Below are 16,556 nucleotides of genomic sequence, written 5' to 3'. Positions count from 1 at the left end.
CGCCCGCGTACACACCGGTAGCGAAAATCAGACATCGTGCGGCTCGATAGGCTGAACGGATGAACGCACTGACGCGCCTCCAGACCGAGCTTGGCGACATCGTCGGCATCGACCCGATTGACCTTACGGCCAGCCGCACCGACAAGTCCGGCTGGGTCGCCGACGGCACACCGCTCGCCGTAGTTCACGCCACCGCAGTGGATCAGGTGCAGGCGGTGCTGCGCATCGCAACGGAATTTCGGGTGCCGGTGGTGACCCGTGGGGCTGGCACAGGCCTGTCCGGGGGAGCCTGCGGCACCGACGGCTCGATCGTGCTGAGCGTGGCCGGCCTGAACCGCATCCTCGAAATCAATGCCGACGACGAACTCGCCGTCGTAGAAGCCGGCGTGATCAACCAGCAGCTCAACGACGTGCTGGCCGAACAGAAGCTCTGGTTTGCACCCGATCCGGCGAGCAAGGCCATTTCTACGGTCGGCGGCAACATCGCCACGAACGCCGGCGGGCTGCTCTGCGCCAAGTACGGCGTCACCCGGGAGGCCGTGCTCGGCCTCACCGTCGTGCTCGCCGACGGCAGTCTGCTGCGCACCGGCCACCGCACCATCAAAGGCGTCACCGGCTACGATCTCACCGCACTTCTGACCGGATCGGAGGGAACCCTCGGCGTCATCGTCGAGGCGACGGTGCGGGTGCGCGCGTTGACCACGGGCACGGTCGCGACCATCGGCGCGGTCTTTGAGACTGTCACCGCGGCGGCTGCAGCGAGCGCTGCCATCACGGCCGCGTGCATCCGCCCCGCCGTGATGGAACTGATCGACCCGGTCGCCCTCGCTCACGTCGCGACCTACCTGGGCCCGGCCGGATCGGCCGGGTTGCCGCTGGGCCGCGGCGCATTTCTGCTCGTGCAGACCGATGGGCCGGCCGCGCTCGCCGAAGCCGAGCAAGCCCTCATCGTGCTGCGCACCGCCGGCGGCGAGGCTACCCTCTCAACGGACGCCGCTTCCGGCGAACGCCTGCTCGCCATCCGCCGCGCCATGCACCCGGCCCTCGAGCAGCTGGGTCAGGTTCTCATTGAAGACGTGTCGGTGCCGCGCTCGCGCATGGCCGAGATGTTCGCCGCGATCGCCGGCATTAGTGCCCGCACCGGAATTCCCATTCCCACGGTCGCCCACGCCGGCGATGGAAACCTGCACCCCAATTTCGTGATAGAGCGCCAACCCGGTCAGGCGGCGGATGCGCCGGTGCCCGACGAGATCTGGGCGGCGGCCGACGAAATGTTCCGGGCAGCGCTCGCGTTGGGCGGCACCCTCACGGGTGAACACGGTGTCGGCGTACTCAAGCGCCGGTGGCTGCGCGATGAGATCGGCGACCGTAGCCTGGACCTGCAGCGCCAGCTCAAGGCGGTGTTCGATCCGCTGGGCATACTCAACGCCGGCACCATGTTCGACGCCTGAGCACTGGCGGGGTTGGCCCGGTATTCTCAAATAATGAGTCTCGACCAGCCGCCGGGCCAGCCGTCCCCCGAGCGCCTTCCCGTGCAGCCGAGCCCGACCCCCGTGCAACCCGTCTGGCGCCGGGCGGTGCGCCCCTCGCGCGCCGGTGCGATCGTGCTCGGCGTTGTCGGAATCGTGCTCGCCGGGCTGGCCTTGCTGGCCGTTATTTTGTATCTGACCACGTTCCTCGGCACCGGGGCGCTGCTGCTTGGACTGATCCTGGCGCTGCTGCCGCTCGCAGTCGTGCTACTGGCGGTGCGCTGGATCGATCGCTGGGATCCGGAGCCGCGCCCGGCGCTCATCTTCGCCTTGCTCTGGGGCGCTGGCATCTCCATCGTGAGCGCACTCGTCTTCGACCTCGGGGTGCAGATCACGATTGCGGCCAGTTCGGGGGCACTCGCCGGGAGTGATTTCGCATCCTCTGTTATTCAGGCGCCCGTAGTCGAGGAAATCGCCAAAGGATTCGGTGTTCTGGTCTTGTTCTGGGCGGTGCGCCGGCATTTTGATGGACCGCTCGATGGCGTCGTCTATGCCGCAACCATCGCCGCCGGCTTCGCGTTCTCCGAGAATATTCAGTACTTCGGCCTGGCCCTGGCCGATGGCGGCGCGCAAAACTTGGGCGTTACGTTCTTGCTGCGCGGTGTCTTCTCACCGTTCGCGCACGTCACCTTCACTATCTGTACCGGACTGGCCCTGGGCTTGGCGGCCCGGCGCGGCGCCTCAAAGAGTGGGGCGTTCGGATTCTTTCTGCTCGGCCTTATGCCGGCAATCGGCCTGCACGCGCTCTGGAACGGTGCCACCTTTGTGCTGGCCGGTGACGCATCCGTTCTGATCTACTACGTCGTCGTGCAGGTGCCGCTGTTCATCGTCGCTATTCTCGTCGTGGTATTTTTTCGCCGTCAGGAGGCGCGCATCACCCTGCGACGGTTGCACGAATATTCGCAGGCCGGCTGGTTTACCGCGGTCGAGGTTTCCATGCTCGGCACTGGGGCCGGGCGGCGTCAGGCGCTGGCCTGGGGCGCCCGTCAAACGCGCTCGCGCCAGCTGGCCATGCGCCATTTCATAGCGGATGCGACCCGCCTCGCCTTTGTTCGCGACCGCCTCGTTCGCGGCCAGGGAACCCCGGCGCTGCACGCCCGCGAGGCACTCCTGCTCGGGTTGCTCATGAGTCACCGGGCCGCGGTGTTGGGCCAGCAGCCTCCCGGGGCAGCGACGCAGCCGTGACAGACGGGGTCGGACGGTCCGCACCTACAGAAACTCGCCGCTTCGGTGGTGTGGCAATGCCGACGACTCTACCGATGCGACGAGTTGGTGTACGACTAGAGTGCACCCGCGGCGCCGTGGATGCAAGCATTATTTTTTTTGGATCTCGCCGGTGTGCAATCGGGCGCAAGATCCGGTTGGATGGGTACATGACTGATATGAACTCCAAGCCCGAAATCGACTTTCCAGAGGGCGCTGCGCCCAAGCAACTTGAGGTCACCGATATCGTTGTCGGGGACGGCGCTGAAGCAGCTGCCGGCGCGACCGTCGACGTGCATTATCTCGGTGTTGAGTTTGAGTCCGGCGACGAGTTCGACTCGTCCTGGAGCCGCGGCCAGTCGATCAACTTTCCGTTGCGCTCGCTCATTGCGGGCTGGCAGGAAGGTATCCCCGGCATGAAGGTCGGCGGGCGTCGCAAGCTTGTTGTGCCCCCGCATCTCGCCTACGGTCCGGCCGGCTCGGGCCACCGTCTTTCCGGCCAGACCCTGATCTTCATTATCGACCTGCTCGGCGTTAGCTAAAGCCCCACTGAGAACGAACCGAAACGGGAGGTGGCTGCTGCAGTCGCGTCCCGTTTCGTCTGCCGGGCTACGACCGGTCGATGCGCAAATGCTTGATCTTGGAGGTGTGACCGCGAATGATGCTCACATCACGCTTGGGCACCTTGAAATGCTTGGCCAGCAGCGCGACCAGGGCATCGTTGGCAGCGCCCTCCACCGCGCGCTGCTGCAGAAAGACCGTCACGGAGGCGTGTTCCGGAGTGCTCTCGGCATCGTCGACCACGAGAGGGCCCTTGCGGCTGCCCGGCTTTACATGCACGGTCAGGTTGAGCATGGCGGGCACGGCACTCCTGTTCCCCCGGTTGGATGACAAAGGGCGCACCTCAACGGTACTGCGCCCGGCCACCGGTTCTACATCAGCGCCGTTGTGGGTTCCGGGCCGAGTGTGAACCGCCGCCCGGTGATCGTGGTGGGCACGATTTCGACGAAGGTCGGCTTGACCGTGGGAATCAGGGGCCGAAGCAGCAGGGTGGCGGCCGCGTCAATCTCACGCTGGGACTCGAGCGCCCGTGCCGTTCCGTGCACGACGACGCTCCATGCTTCGTCGCGACCCACGCCATCCGTTTCAAAGGCCACCGTGTGGTTCACGGTGAGTTCCAAAAGTTTGGTGCCGGCCGCCGTGCGAAATAGCAGTCGACGATCGGCCGCGACGAAATTCACTGGAAAAATGTCGGCAACGCCGCCGATGGCGACAGCGAGGCGGCCCAGGCTCGCCGAGAGCAGTGCATCCCAGCACTCTTCTTCCGTGAGGCTGTGCACGGGGTTGTGGGTGGCGTCGACATCGTCGTTGGTCATGGTCTATAGTCACACGGTCCGGCGCTCAGATCGAGGGGTACAACGGTAAAAGTCGGCCTGTCCCTGAGAAAATCTCCTGCTCCCCCCTTTGCGGCACGCTTTACCGGTAAGCTGGAATTTTGCCCAGCGGGGTACCTACCTGGCGGCGCAGCAACGGTTTCTATCGTGCGGCACAATCTATTCTTTGAGAAGGTTCACCGTGAGTGCACTACCCGACGTACCGGCGAAAACGCCGAAAATCAGCCCCCATCGACCCCGACGATTTGTTATTCCGGCACCTCGTGTGTTTTATCCGGCTCTCGGAATCATTCTGGCCGTCGTGATCGTCGCCATCGCCTTCCCGGTACGCACCGGCAGCGTGCTTGCCCTGCTGCAGGGTTGGGTCGTCGCCGGTCTCGGACCGTACTACATGGTCATTGTGGCCGCCTTCGTGGTATTCGCCATTTGGATGGGCGCGAGCCGTTTCGGCGACATCAAGCTCGGGCAGGATGACGACAAGCCGGAATTTGGCATCATGAGCTGGTTTGCGATGCTCTTCGCCGCTGGCATGGGTATCGGCCTCGTCTTCTGGGGAGCGGCTGAGCCCCTCACGTTCTTCACCGACCCCAAGCCGGGCGTGACCGGAGACTCGCGGGAGCTGGCTGCGGCTGCCATGTCGCAGACCTTTTTGCACTGGGGCTTTCATGCCTGGGCCATCTACGCCGTTGTTGGGCTCGCTCTCGCCTACTCCATCCACCGCAAGGGACGCCCGGTATCCATCCGTTGGGCGCTGGAGCCGCTGCTCGGGGACCGGGTCAAGGGCCGCCTCGGTGACGCCATCGACGTCATCGCCATCGTCGGAACTCTGTTCGGCGTGGCTACCTCACTCGGACTCGGGGTCAAGCAGATTGCGGCCGGCCTGAGCTACCTCGGCGTCGTGGGAGACGTCAACAACACCCTCCTGGTCGTGCTCATCATCGTCATCATCGCCATCGCCACCGTCTCCGTGGTGAGTGGAGTCGGCAAGGGCATCAAGTGGCTCTCTAATATCAACCTCGGTATGGCCGGGCTGCTGCTGATCGCTGTACTCGCCCTCGGCCCCACGCTCTACCTGTTCCGCCTACTCGTCGAGTCCATCGGCGGGTATTTTCAAAACGTCGTCGGCCTCACCTTCGACGCCGGTTCTTTCACCGGCCAGGCGGGAATCGACTGGCAGGGCGCCTGGACAATCTTCTACTGGGGCTGGTGGATCTCCTGGGCGCCGTTCGTCGGTGTTTTCATCGCACGCATTTCGCGCGGCCGTACCGTGCGTGAGTTCATCGCCGGCGTGCTGCTCGTGCCTACCCTGGTCACCTTCGTCTGGTTCGCCGTTATGGGCGGCAGCGCCATCCGCCTCGCCTGGGAGGGCGACGGCGGAGGGCTCTTCGACCCAGCTGTCGGCATCATCTCCGAGAACGTGCTGTTCAACTTCCTCGGCCAGCTACCGCTTGGCGGCATCCTCTCGGTTATCGCGGTCATCGTGGTGGCGATCTTCTTCATCACCTCGGCCGACTCTGGTTCGCTCGTGATCGACATGCTCGCCTCGGGCGGCGACACTAACCCGCCCAAGTGGAGCCGCATCATGTGGGCGAGCCTCGGCGGAATCGTCGCGATCGCCCTGCTGCTGGCCGGCGGGCTCGCTGCCTTGCAAACCGGCGCAATTCTGACCGCGATACCGGTCAGCATCGTCATGATCGGTATGTGTATTGCCACCTACAAAGCGTTCCGCGTCGAACACGAGGTTCTGGTCAGTGCCGAACGGCGTCAGCGTCGTGAGGAGATGGCCCGCCGCATCGGCAAGACGGTGACCGCGCACCTCGAGGAGAACTTCGACGACCACTTCGGCGATCAGGTCGACGGCCACATCGAGGCTGCGCTGATCGACGATCCGGCCCGTCGCCCCCGATGGGGCCGTCGCTCGAAAGAATAACCAGCACCACCGCCGGGTCAGGGCCGCCTACATTCCGTTGGCGGCCTTGACGCGGTTGACTAGGTCGCGCCACGGACCGTTTACCTCGGGCTCGGCGAGCACCACCTCGTGCGGGGCGCATCGAATGCGATAAGCGAACCGGTCTACAGTTGCCACGCTGTCGGTGACGTCGTCCCAGGGCAGCGAATCGAGAAAATCCGCCCAGATTGCGGGGTCGGGTTGCTCTTCAACCCGGACTTCCCAGGTGAGGCGGATCCCGGCCATCCCGCCGCTGCGCGACACAATGACTTTCATACCGAAAGGTTACCCCCCTGGTTGCCCTGCGATCGGCCCGCGCTGCGGCCCAGACGGAGGCGGTGTCAGCGGGTCGACCAGCGGGGTCGAATACGCTGGCGGCAGGGAGATACCAGGGGCGCTCGGAGTGCCGATCGTGCTGGGCGACGGCGAGGGAACGGCGGCCACTACCCCGACCGTGGCCCAGGCCCGCAAGACCGCGTCGTGGGCGGTCGAACCGTTTCCGTAGAGGCGAGCCGCGGTATCCGCCGTCGCAGCCGCGAAGGCAGCAAAATCGCTCTGTGGACGAAGCGCCGTTCCGGTGAGCGTCTCATACCAAATGCGGCCCGGCGTTTTCCAGGCGTTGCCGCCGATGGCCTCTGCGACCAGGTAGAAAGCGCGGTTGGGAATGCCCGAATTGAGGTGCACCCCACCGTTGTCGTCGTCCGTCTCGACGTAACCGGCCATGCTGTCCGGCTGCGGATCCTTGCCGAGCACATCATCGTTGTACGCCGTGCCGGGCGCTTTCATCGAGCGCAGGGCGATGCCCTCGACCTGCTCGGTGAACAGGCCCTCGCCGATCAGCCAGCTGGCCGCACTGGTCGACTGTCCCCGCAGATTTTGCTCGACGAGCGCGCCGAACACATCGGAGATGGACTCGTTGAGCGCGCCGGACTGCCCCTGGTACTTCAGGTTCGCCGTAAATTGGGTGACTCCGTGCGTGAGCTCGTGACCGATCACACTCGGCGAAATGGTGAACCGGTTGAAAACCTGGCCATCTCCGTCGCCGAACACCATGCGTTCTCCGTCCCAAAAGGCGTTGTCGTATTTTTGGCCATAGTGCACCGTGGCATCCATCGGCATACCGCCGTTATCGATACTGTCGCGTCCAAACTGGTTCCAGTACATCGCCTGGGTGGCTCCGAGGCTGTCATACGACTCGGTCACCGCCGGGTCCGTTCCGGCGGGCTGCCCCTCCGTACGCACCTGCCGACCGGGCAGGCGTTCGAGGCCACCGGCATCCGAAATGGTGCGATCAGATTCCCCCGGTGTGCGGGTCGGCAGGCTGCGCGCACCCGGGTGGGCCAGTGGATGCGCCCCGTCGCGCAATCGCCGTATCCGCGAGTCTCGCAGCAGCGAATCCCTGGCGGCAGCTGCGGCCCGCGCGAATTTGGGATCGGCAAGTTGCGCCAATCGTGTCAGCAGGTACGGCGGCACGATCGTGCAGTAGCGGGGGATCAGCGGCGATTGAATCTGCGGAGTGTCCATGTGCAGAGTCTGGCACCGGGCACCGGGCACCGACATTGCAACAGTGCCGAAGCGCCCCGCTGAATAGACTCGCCTCATGCGCTTTGGAATCGTCATTCTTCCGCAAGACCCATGGCCGCGTGCACGCAAGAAGTGGCTCGGTGCCGAGCAGTACGGCTTCGACCACGCCTGGACTTACGATCACCTGTCCTGGCGGTCGCTCGCCGACGAACCCTGGAATGCGACTATTCCCACCCTGACCGCCGCGGCGGCCGCGACCGAACGCATCGCTCTGGGTACCTTTGTCTCCTCACCGAATTTTCGGCATCCGGTGCCGTTCGCCCGGGACATAGCGACGGTCGACGACGTGTCGAACGCACGGTTCCTGCTCGGTATCGGGTCGGGCGGCACCGGGTTCGATGCCACAGTTCTGGGCCAGCCGGAGTACACGCCGCGGCAGCGGCACGAACGGTTCGCCGAATTCGTCACCGACCTCGACCTCTTGCTGCGCGGCGAGGAGCCGGGTTCCACCGCGGGAATCAGTTTCGTTGGTGACTGGTACTCGGCCGTCAATGCGCGCATGGTGCTGCCCGAGTCGGCTGCCCCTGTGCGCCAACGCGTGCCGTTCGTCATCGCCGCCAACGGCCCCAAGGGTCTCGGACTGGTCAGTCGGTTCGGCCAGGGCTGGGTGACGACCGGCCAGGAAGGATCAACGGGGGAGGCCTGGTGGGATGGCGTGCGCGGCCTCGCGCACCGGCTGAACGACGTGGCGACCGCCGAAGGCCGGGACCCGGCCACCATCGACCGTTACCTCTCACTCGACAGCGGCGGAACATATTCCCTGCAGAGCATGAATGCATTCGAGGATGCCGTCGGCCGCGCTGCCGACCTCGGTTTCACCGACGTGATCACTCACTGGCCACGCGCCAGTGGAATCTATGCCGGCGACGAAGCCGTGCTGGAGGCGGTTTCTGAGACCCTCCCTGTACGCCGCCGCGGCGGAGATTCCGCGGTAGCCCCCCCCGAAACGATCCGAAATTGACATAGTCACGTTAATCTCCGCAGTTGTCCCGGCCGGAGGCAACGAAGTGGCCGGTCGATCGGGGTTTCTGCCCGATGCCTGTCTAGGCTGGGTGCATGCGCGCACATGACGACCCCACGCCCCTGGCACCTCGCACTCCGCTGAACGACCGGCTCGGCTGGCTCGGCCTGCGCAGCGGGCAAATTCTGCTCGTCATCGTGCTCGCGTCCGCCGTCATCTACGGACTCGTGCAGCTCAAGCTCGTCGTCATCCCGGTATTGATCGCCATCATCCTCGCCTCGGCGCTCAGCCCGGTGATCAACGGCCTGCGCAAGCGCGGTGTCGCCGCGATCCTGGCCACCTGGATCACCCTGCTCGGCGGCATCGCCGTGTTCGGCGGAATCATCACGCTCATCGTCTTCGCGGTGCGCGACCAGTGGGACGAGCTGTTCTCCTCGGCCTCCGAGGGCATCGACACGCTGCAGCAGTTCCTCATCGACGGACCGATCCGGATCGACGAGCAGCAGATCACCGACGCCCGCGATGGCGTCGTCGACTTTCTCACCAGCAGCCAATTTGGCACCGGGGCGCTCGCCGGGGCCTCCGCTGTCTTCGAATTGATCACAGGCGCCGTACTTCTCGTGGTTATCCTGTTCTTCTTTCTCAAGGATGGCGGACAGATCTGGAACTTCTTCCTGAGTCCGTTCAAGGGCGAGCGCCTAGCCCGTGGCCGACGCATCGGTCACACTTCTCTGCGCGTGCTGGGCGGGTACGTGCGTGGCACCGCGATCGTTGCCGCCGTCGACGCCACCGCGATCGGCATCGGCCTGGCAATTTTGCAGGTGCCGCTCGCCCTGCCGCTCGCGGTCATCGTTTTCCTCGGAGCGTTCGTTCCGCTGATCGGAGCGACGGCGGCCGGTGTGCTCGCCGCGCTCGTTGCCCTGGTCGCGAGCGGCCCGGTCGTGGCGCTCATCGTGCTCATCATCGTGGTCGCCGTCAACCAGCTCGAGGGCAACTTTCTTCAGCCGGTCGTCATGGCGCAGTCACTCAAGCTGCATCCGCTTGTCATTCTCGTCGGCCTGACCGCTGGAACCATTCTCGGCGGCATCGTCGGTGCCGTGCTCTCGGTGCCGATCGCTGCCGTCGCCTGGGCCATCGCCAAGGCTTGGAACACCCCGAACGCCCCGGGCGCCATTCCGCCGAAGCGGCGCGTTCGCAAGCGCTGATCTGCAGCGTTAGCGCGCCGCAGCTGCCACCCGTATGACTGGAGAACCATGACCGTGCCGAGTCCATTTCACCTGCCGCGCCCGCGACTGACGCTCGACCAGGCGGCCGAGCTCGGGCGTGCCCGGTTCGGCGTGACAGGCACCATCACGGAGCTCGGCAGCCACCAGGACCGTAATTTTCGTATCAAATCGGATGCCGCCACGCTCGTTCTCAAGGTCTCCAATCCGGCCATCGCCCCGATCGAACTCGAGGCGCAAAACGCCGCCCTGGCCCACCTGCGCGTCTTGGGACTCGACCTGCCAGCGGCGCTCAAGGGGATCGACGGCGGCGAGATCCAGCGCGTCACCCTCGACGGACAGACCCTCGATCTGCGCCTCCTGACCTACGTGCACGGGCAGCCGCTGACCGACTCACTCCGCCTGTCGGACGTGCAGATCCGCTCGCTCGGCGATGTAGCCGGCCGGATTACGCGTGGCCTCCATGACTTCGAGCACCCCGGAACCGACCGCGTTCTGCAGTGGGACCTGCGCCGCGGCGGCGAAGTCATCGACGTGCTCCTGCACTTCGTCGACGACGATAGCCACCGCGATCGCCTCCGGGAGGTGACCAGCGCGGCACGGCAGCAGCTCGCGCCGGTCGCGGCCGACCTGCGGGTGCAGACCATTCACGGTGACCTGACCGACGACAACGTCGTGTCGCGCGATGACACGGCAGACACGATCACCGGAGTCATCGACTTCGGCGACGTGGCGCTGGGCTGGCTCGTGGCCGAGCTGGCCGCGACCTGCGTCTGCGTGCTGTACCGCAGCCCGCAGCATCCGCTCGCCATCCTCGACACGATCGAGGCGTTCGCAGCGAGTGTCCCGCTGACCGAGGGGGAAATCAGCGCGCTCTGGCCGCTGATCGTGTTGCGCAGCGCGGTGCTCGTCGTGAGCGGTGAACAACAGGTGCGGCTGGACGGTGACAACGACTACGCCGACGCGAACCGCGCCCGCGAGTGGCGCGCCTTCGAAACAGCCGCCGATCTCGATGGCGCCGAGGTTGAAGCCCTCATCCGGTTCACGCTGACGGGCACCGGCGCCCCCATCGTGACAACCGAACACCCCCTGGCTGGGCCGCTCGATCCCGCGGTCATCATCGACCTGTCCGTGACGAGCGCCGGTTACGACGCCGGAGTCTGGCTGGAACCGGGCATTGATGCGCGCATTGCAGCGGATGTTGCAGCCCAGCTCGGCCACGCCGTCACCCGCTACGGCGAATACCGGCTCTCCCAAACGCGCATCAACACGGCCGAGGAATCGGTCACCCTGGTCCTCGGTGTCGAGGTGTTTCTGCCGGCCAGCAGCCAGATTACCGCGCCGATCGCGGGGACCGTTATGGTCGTCGATTCCGACACTGTGCGGCTCGAGGCCGGCCACTTCGACCTGTGGCTGACCGGTATCGACGCGGCAGCCCTGGCCGGCCAGACTATCGATGCCGGAACGATTCTCGGTACCGTTCCGGCCAGTTCGGCTGATGCACGCCACTCCAGCGCAGTGGCCCGCGTGACCCTGCAGACCAGTCGACTCCGCGGCATCCGCCCGCCGTTCTTCGTCGCACCGTCACACGCGGCGCTCTGGCAGCGGGTCTGCCCCGACCCGTCAGCGCTGCTCGGGCTGGAAACTGCCCGACCACTGGTCGATGCCGGTGCCCTGCTGCAGCGTCGGGACGAGTCCTTTGCGCGCGTGCAGGAACACTATTACGAGGCCCCGCCCCAGATTGAACGTGGCTGGCAGCACCACCTCATCGATACTCATGGCCAGGCCTACGTCGACATGGTCAACAACGTCACGACCGTCGGACATGGGCACCCGCGTATTGCCGAGGCCGCGCGCAGCCAATGGTCGCTGCTCAACACCAACTCCCGGTTTCATTACGAGGAGCTCGTGCGATTCACCGAACGCCTCGCCGAGCTCGCACCCGACCCGCTAGACACCGTCTTTCTGGTCAACAGCGGAACCGAGGCCGTCGATCTCGCCCTGCGCCTGGCCCTCAGTTACACCGGCCACGACACCGTGCTGGCGGTGCGGGAGGCGTATCATGGCTGGTCGCTGGCGGCGGATGCCGTCTCCTCTTCGGTGGCCGACAATCCCCGGGCGTTCGAAACTCGCCCCGACTGGGTGCATCTGGTCGAGGCTCCGAACGCCGTCCGTGGCAAGTATCGGGGCGCCGACTCGGCCCCGCTGTACCTCGACGATCTCGATGGCGACCTCCAGCTCCTCGCCGACGATGGGCGCACGGTAGCAGCGTTCATCGCTGAACCCGTGTTCGGCAATGCCGGCGGCGTGTTGTTGCCCGACGGCTACCTGACCGGCGTCTACGAGCGGATGCGCGCCCGCGGCGCACTCTGCATCGCCGACGAGGTGCAGGTGAGCTACGCCCGGCTCGGCAAGCACTTCTGGGGGACCGAGCAACAACGGGTGGTTCCCGACATCATCACGATTGCCAAGGCGATGGGCAACGGGCATCCGCTCGGCGCGGTCATCACCCGTCGCGACATTGCCGAGCGCTTTGCCGAAGATGGGCCGTTCTTCTCCTCGGCCGGCGGCAGCCCGTTGAGCTGCCGCATCGGCCTGACCGTGCTCGACATCATGCGTGACGAAGGCCTGCAGCAGAACGCCGAGGTCGTCGGCCGCTACCTGAAACAGGGCCTCGAACAGCTGGGCGAACGATTCGATCTGGTCGGGGCTGTCTACGGCATGGGGCTCTATCTCGGCGTCGAGCTAGTCAGCAACCGGGCCGCCTTCACGCCGGCGACCGGCGCCGCCGCCCGGCTCTGCGACGAACTCCTGCTGCGGGGCTGCATCGTGCAGCCCACCGGCGACTTCAAAAACGTGCTCAAGATCAAGCCGCCGCTCTGTCTCACCATCGACAGTTCGAACCATTTTCTGGCGTCGCTGGCCGACGCACTGGGTATCATCGCCCTCAGTGCGGTATAGCCCCAGACGCTTAGCGCCGCGTTTTCGCGCTGATGCTCGGCGGCGGCGAGGGCGACGGTGTCGGCTCGGCGATGAACACCAGGCCGCCGGCACTGTTGGCCGAGAGCATGAGGGCTTCGATCCAGTCCCGGTTGATCGACGGGGTTCGACTGCCAAAATATCGGTAGTACAGCGTGCTCGTCGGGTCGAGCCAGATGGCGCTGCGACCGCTTCCCTCGTCGGCGGAATCGGACCAGGTGAAAATGAAACTCTCCCGGCGCCGCAGCTTGGTGCTGATCACGATTTGCAGATGCATGAGGGTACGATCGTCGAAGGTGGTCACGATGCCCGGATTGCCGTACAGCAACGTACCCATGTTCGTGCACCTCCTCGATTATTCCCCCACTGTAGCGCTATGAGCGGGCTGGAACAGACCGGGTGAACCACACACTGCGTTCGCTCCGCTGACTGCGGGGGGCGCTGACTCTGCTAAAGTATGAAGGTTGCCGTTCAACGGCCGCGGATAAAGAGAGCTCAGGCATCCTGCCAAGGGCACCGCGCAGTGAGAGAAAGGGGATCCCACTTTATGGCACTCGAACCAGATGCTAAGAAGGCGATCATCGAAAAGTACGCTACCCACCCAGGCGACACCGGGTCCCCGGAAGTTCAGATTGCAATGCTCACGCAGCGCATTCTTGACCTCACGGAGCACTTGAAAGAGCACAAGCACGACCACCACTCACGTCGTGGTCTGCTTCTTATGGTTGGTCAGCGTCGCCGTCTGCTCGGTTACCTGTCGGACATCGACATCACTCGGTATCGCACACTGATCGGCAGCCTCGGCCTGCGTCGCTAATTCCGTGCAGTTTATTTGCACGTAGCGAATGCAGCGTTGATAACGCGAACTTCTTCACAACGGGTCGTCACCTTTTCAGGTGGCGGCCCGTTGTGCGTGCCGCCGACGAACGGGTGTAGAACGGCGGCTTGCTAACATGAGCGGTCGGCAATAACGAACGGATATCAGCATGAGTCTTAGGCGCACCAAGAGTATTGAAGATTCCATAGCAGACTCGCTGGAAAAGGGCCACAGCCTCAAACGCACCCTTAGCACCTGGGACCTCATGATCATGGGCGTTGCAGTCGCCGTCGGAGCGGGAATCTTCTCGGTCGGCGCCAAGGCTGCCGGCAGCTATGCCGGACCGTCGGTCACCCTGGCCTTTCTGCTCGCAGCTTTCACCTGCGCGCTCGCGATCATGTGTTACGCCGAGTTCGCCTCGGCCGTGCCCGTCGCCGGGTCTGCGTACACCTTCACCTACGCGACCCTCGGCGAGCTGCTCGCCTGGATCATCGGCTGGGACCTCATTCTCGAGATGCTCACGGCGGCCGCCGTCATCGCCAAGTACTGGGGCATCTACCTCAGCACAGTGTTCGACCTGGCCGGCTGGAACATTCCAGCGACGATCCCAGTACTCGGCCTCGACGTCAGTTGGGGAGCTTTCGTCATCGTCGCCATCTTCACCGCACTGCTCGTACTCGGCACTCAGCTCTCTGCCCGCGTTGCCAGCGTCTTCACGATCATCAAGGTCGCAATCGTAGTCTTCGTCATCATCGTCGGCGCGTTCTTCATCAACACTGCTAACTACACGCCGTTCATTCCGGCCGAAGTCCCCTCGACCGGCGGAGAGGGCGACGTCTGGATGCAGTCCCTGTTCTCCTTCATGACCGGTGCGGCTCCCGCCCAGTACGGCCTGTTCGGACTGTTGGCCGGTGCGTCCCTCGTGTTCTTCGCGTTCATTGGCTTCGACGTGGTCGCCACGAGCGCCGAAGAGGTCAAAAACCCGCAGAAGACCCTGCCGCGGGGAATCTTCGCCGGCCTGACCATTGTCACGGTGCTCTATCTCGGCGTCAGCCTCGTCCTCACCGGCATGGTGCCGTACACCGTACTGGCCGACGACCCAAACGCCTCCCTCGCGACCGCGTTCGTTGCGGTCGGCGCCGGCTGGGCCGCTCAGGTTATCTCGATCGGAATCCTGGTCGGCCTCACTACCGTGATCATGGTGCTCTTGCTTGGCCTGTCCCGCGTGCTGTTCGCTATGAGCCGCGACGGCCTGCTGCCGCGCTGGCTCAGCGTCACGAGCGAGAAGCGACGCACGCCGGCTCGCATTCAGATCATTTCCGGCACCGTCGTCGCGCTCATCGCGGGGCTCACCGACGTGGGGGTGCTCGAAGAGATGATCAACATCGGCACGCTGTCGGCCTTCGTGCTCGTGAGCATTGCCGTCGTCGTGCTGCGCAAGAAGCGCCCCGACCTGCCGCGCGCGTTCAAGGTTCCGTTCTCGCCGGTGCTGCCGATCCTGTCGGCCGTGCTTTGCGGCTGGCTGATGCTCAACCTCACGACCCTCACCTGGGTACGGTTCGCGGTGTGGCTGGTCGTCGGCTTGCTCGTCTACTTCGCCTACGGTCGCCGCCACTCCGTGCTCGGCATCAAGCAGCGTGCGGCTGCTACCGAGGCGGTTCGAGTCGAAGTTGGCGGCGCGACAAAGCCCGTAGGCTAGCTGGCGAACTCGCCTTTCGCGTGCATCTCTTCCTGAATCATGAGGGCGAGCTGGCGCAGCAGGACGGCATCGACCCCGGAATCCGCGCGCGGTTCCGGATCAAACACGCCGAGCGCGCCGATGCGCTCACCCGAGGCTGCTTCGATGGGGAATCCGGCATAGAAACGCATGTGTGGTGCGCCGGTGACGTAGGCCTTGCGCCGCCAGCGGTGATCGGCGAGCGTGTCGGGCACGATGACGGCACCGCGTGCGCGCACGACCATCGCCGACATCGAATCGTTCCAGGCCGGGCTGTACAGGGCTGGGCCGGTGCTCGACCGAATCTGCAGGCGATTATTTTCCCGAATAGCGAAGAGAGCGGATGCCGTACCGAAAGACTGCTGCGCCAGCGCCACAATATGATCCAACCGGGTATCACAGCCGCGTTTGAGTCGGCGCTGGCCATCGCCGCGAATGGGCGCCGTCCGGGACGGCGCGTCGGTGGATCCGAGCGGTACCGGATAAGGGCTGCGCTGCACGACGTCCAGACGCCCCGCCATCTTCTCGGCCAGCAATTCGCCCCAGTGTCGATAATCGGTTGAATCCGACAGACCAGTGGAGGCCAGAAACTCGGCGTCCGTCACGGGGACGAAAACGGAGCGACGCATCGACAGGCAGACCTGTTCGGTGATCGTGTCGAGCGACCGGGCGTGCCGATCAGCGATCGTTCCGCCGAGGCTGTTGAAGATTGGAATGGCGCGAATGGGTTGGATGCCTTGAACATAAATGTAGGCACTGTCATTCGTGTGTCGCTCGAGAAAATTCAGCAGCCGAGTGAGATCGGCCTGCCACGTTCGTTCGGCCGTGAGATGCAGCGCGTCACCGACGCCCAGAATGACGACGACCGCATCGAGGCGCCGAAGGTCGGCCCCGCGCAGTTGTACCTGAGCGGAGGCCAGCAGCCCGATCGAGCTCGCGATGAGGACGACGTCTGCTCCGCGCTGCGTGCGCCCCGATAGTGCGCGAGCGAGCGAACCGGGCAACGCGAGGTCGTGGCTGCTGACGCCCCAGCCGGCGGCCGGCCCGCTGCCGAGCACGAGAATGCGATCGCTGTCGATGCCGGGGGAGTGGGCCTCCGGGGTGTCGCTGGGCTGCGGAATGGTGACGCTGCCCTGCATGCTGATCGCGGCCCAGGCGCGCATTATTCCGGCTGCCGCCACTCGCGCGAGTCCCTGCATCA

Annotated in this window: 15 protein-coding genes; 9 read left to right on the top strand and 6 right to left on the bottom strand. The window is 65.0% G+C overall.

The features are described from left to right. Window positions 1-59: 59 nt before the first annotated feature. The 3 genes from CXY71_RS19890 (at window position 60) to CXY71_RS19880 (ending at window position 3,274) form a co-directional block, all read left to right on the top strand. The gene (locus tag CXY71_RS19890; RefSeq protein WP_104139724.1) at window positions 60-1,451 is read left to right on the top strand and encodes an FAD-binding oxidoreductase; all 1,392 of its coding nucleotides are present in this window, start codon (window positions 60-62) and stop codon (window positions 1,449-1,451) included. 33 nt (window positions 1,452-1,484) lie between these two features. Beyond that, on the top strand, window positions 1,485-2,714 hold the full coding sequence (locus tag CXY71_RS19885; RefSeq protein WP_104139721.1) for a PrsW family intramembrane metalloprotease: 1,230 nt from the start codon (window positions 1,485-1,487) through the stop codon (window positions 2,712-2,714). Window positions 2,715-2,902: 188 nt separating this feature from the next. Continuing rightward, window positions 2,903-3,274: an FKBP-type peptidyl-prolyl cis-trans isomerase gene (locus CXY71_RS19880; RefSeq protein ID WP_199184384.1), complete on the top strand. Its 372-nt coding sequence runs from the start codon at window positions 2,903-2,905 to the stop codon at window positions 3,272-3,274. A 67-nt stretch (window positions 3,275-3,341) separates the two neighbouring features. Here CXY71_RS19880 and CXY71_RS19875 read toward each other — a convergent pair whose 3' ends face one another. Both CXY71_RS19875 and CXY71_RS19870 read right to left on the bottom strand, forming a co-directional pair. Beyond that, window positions 3,342-3,587, bottom strand: coding sequence for a DUF167 domain-containing protein (locus CXY71_RS19875; protein WP_104139718.1), 246 nt, complete (start codon window positions 3,585-3,587; stop codon window positions 3,342-3,344). Between the two features lie 77 nt (window positions 3,588-3,664). Continuing rightward, complete coding sequence (locus CXY71_RS19870; RefSeq protein ID WP_104139715.1) at window positions 3,665-4,108, bottom strand: pyridoxamine 5'-phosphate oxidase family protein; 444 nt, start codon at window positions 4,106-4,108, stop codon at window positions 3,665-3,667. A 199-nt stretch (window positions 4,109-4,307) separates the two neighbouring features. Here CXY71_RS19870 and CXY71_RS19865 point away from each other — a divergent pair, with 199 nt between their 5' ends. Beyond that, window positions 4,308-6,056 carry a BCCT family transporter gene (locus CXY71_RS19865; protein ID WP_233198431.1) on the top strand — a complete coding sequence of 583 codons (1,749 nt, stop codon included), beginning with the start codon at window positions 4,308-4,310 and terminating at the stop codon, window positions 6,054-6,056. 27 nt (window positions 6,057-6,083) lie between these two features. On the opposite strand, the gene CXY71_RS19860 is transcribed toward CXY71_RS19865, so the two are convergent. Both CXY71_RS19860 and CXY71_RS19855 read right to left on the bottom strand, forming a co-directional pair. Then, window positions 6,084-6,350: a protealysin inhibitor emfourin gene (locus CXY71_RS19860; protein ID WP_146071809.1), complete on the bottom strand. Its 267-nt coding sequence runs from the start codon at window positions 6,348-6,350 to the stop codon at window positions 6,084-6,086. 9 nt (window positions 6,351-6,359) lie between these two features. After that, window positions 6,360-7,598 (bottom strand): M4 family metallopeptidase, encoded by a 1,239-nt coding sequence (locus tag CXY71_RS19855; protein WP_199185425.1) that lies wholly within the window; start codon window positions 7,596-7,598, stop codon window positions 6,360-6,362. A gap of 76 nt (window positions 7,599-7,674) precedes the next feature. On the opposite strand from CXY71_RS19855, the gene CXY71_RS19850 reads away from it, so the two are divergent. The 3 genes from CXY71_RS19850 (at window position 7,675) to CXY71_RS19840 (ending at window position 12,803) form a co-directional block, all read left to right on the top strand. Next, window positions 7,675-8,619: an LLM class flavin-dependent oxidoreductase gene (locus CXY71_RS19850; protein WP_104139706.1), complete on the top strand. Its 945-nt coding sequence runs from the start codon at window positions 7,675-7,677 to the stop codon at window positions 8,617-8,619. A 95-nt stretch (window positions 8,620-8,714) separates the two neighbouring features. Further along, complete coding sequence (locus CXY71_RS19845; RefSeq protein WP_104139703.1) at window positions 8,715-9,824, top strand: AI-2E family transporter; 1,110 nt, start codon at window positions 8,715-8,717, stop codon at window positions 9,822-9,824. Between the two features lie 48 nt (window positions 9,825-9,872). Beyond that, window positions 9,873-12,803, top strand: a complete 2,931-nt coding sequence (locus tag CXY71_RS19840; protein ID WP_104139700.1) for an aminotransferase — start codon at window positions 9,873-9,875, stop codon at window positions 12,801-12,803. A 10-nt stretch (window positions 12,804-12,813) separates the two neighbouring features. On the opposite strand, the gene CXY71_RS19835 is transcribed toward CXY71_RS19840, so the two are convergent. Next, window positions 12,814-13,158: an ATP-dependent DNA ligase gene (locus tag CXY71_RS19835; RefSeq protein ID WP_104139697.1), complete on the bottom strand. Its 345-nt coding sequence runs from the start codon at window positions 13,156-13,158 to the stop codon at window positions 12,814-12,816. A 210-nt stretch (window positions 13,159-13,368) separates the two neighbouring features. Between CXY71_RS19835 and rpsO the strand changes: the two genes are divergently transcribed. Beyond that, the gene (rpsO, locus tag CXY71_RS19830; RefSeq protein ID WP_092112143.1) at window positions 13,369-13,638 is read left to right on the top strand and encodes a 30S ribosomal protein S15; all 270 of its coding nucleotides are present in this window, start codon (window positions 13,369-13,371) and stop codon (window positions 13,636-13,638) included. A gap of 169 nt (window positions 13,639-13,807) precedes the next feature. Beyond that, entirely contained in the window at window positions 13,808-15,337 is a 1,530-nt protein-coding gene (locus CXY71_RS19825; RefSeq protein ID WP_104139694.1) for an amino acid permease, read from the top strand. On the opposite strand, the gene CXY71_RS19820 is transcribed toward CXY71_RS19825, so the two are convergent. After that, the gene (locus CXY71_RS19820) at window positions 15,334-16,554 is read right to left on the bottom strand and encodes an SGNH/GDSL hydrolase family protein (RefSeq protein WP_104139691.1); all 1,221 of its coding nucleotides are present in this window, start codon (window positions 16,552-16,554) and stop codon (window positions 15,334-15,336) included. The two genes, CXY71_RS19825 and CXY71_RS19820, sit on opposite strands and share 4 nt — an antisense overlap. Between the last annotated feature and the right edge of the window lie 2 nt (window positions 16,555-16,556).

The sequence above is a fragment of the Cryobacterium sp. Y62 genome, from assembly GCF_002929785.1.
Taxonomy (GTDB): domain Bacteria; phylum Actinomycetota; class Actinomycetes; order Actinomycetales; family Microbacteriaceae; genus Cryobacterium.
This window is presented reverse-complemented; position numbering and strand designations above follow the sequence as displayed.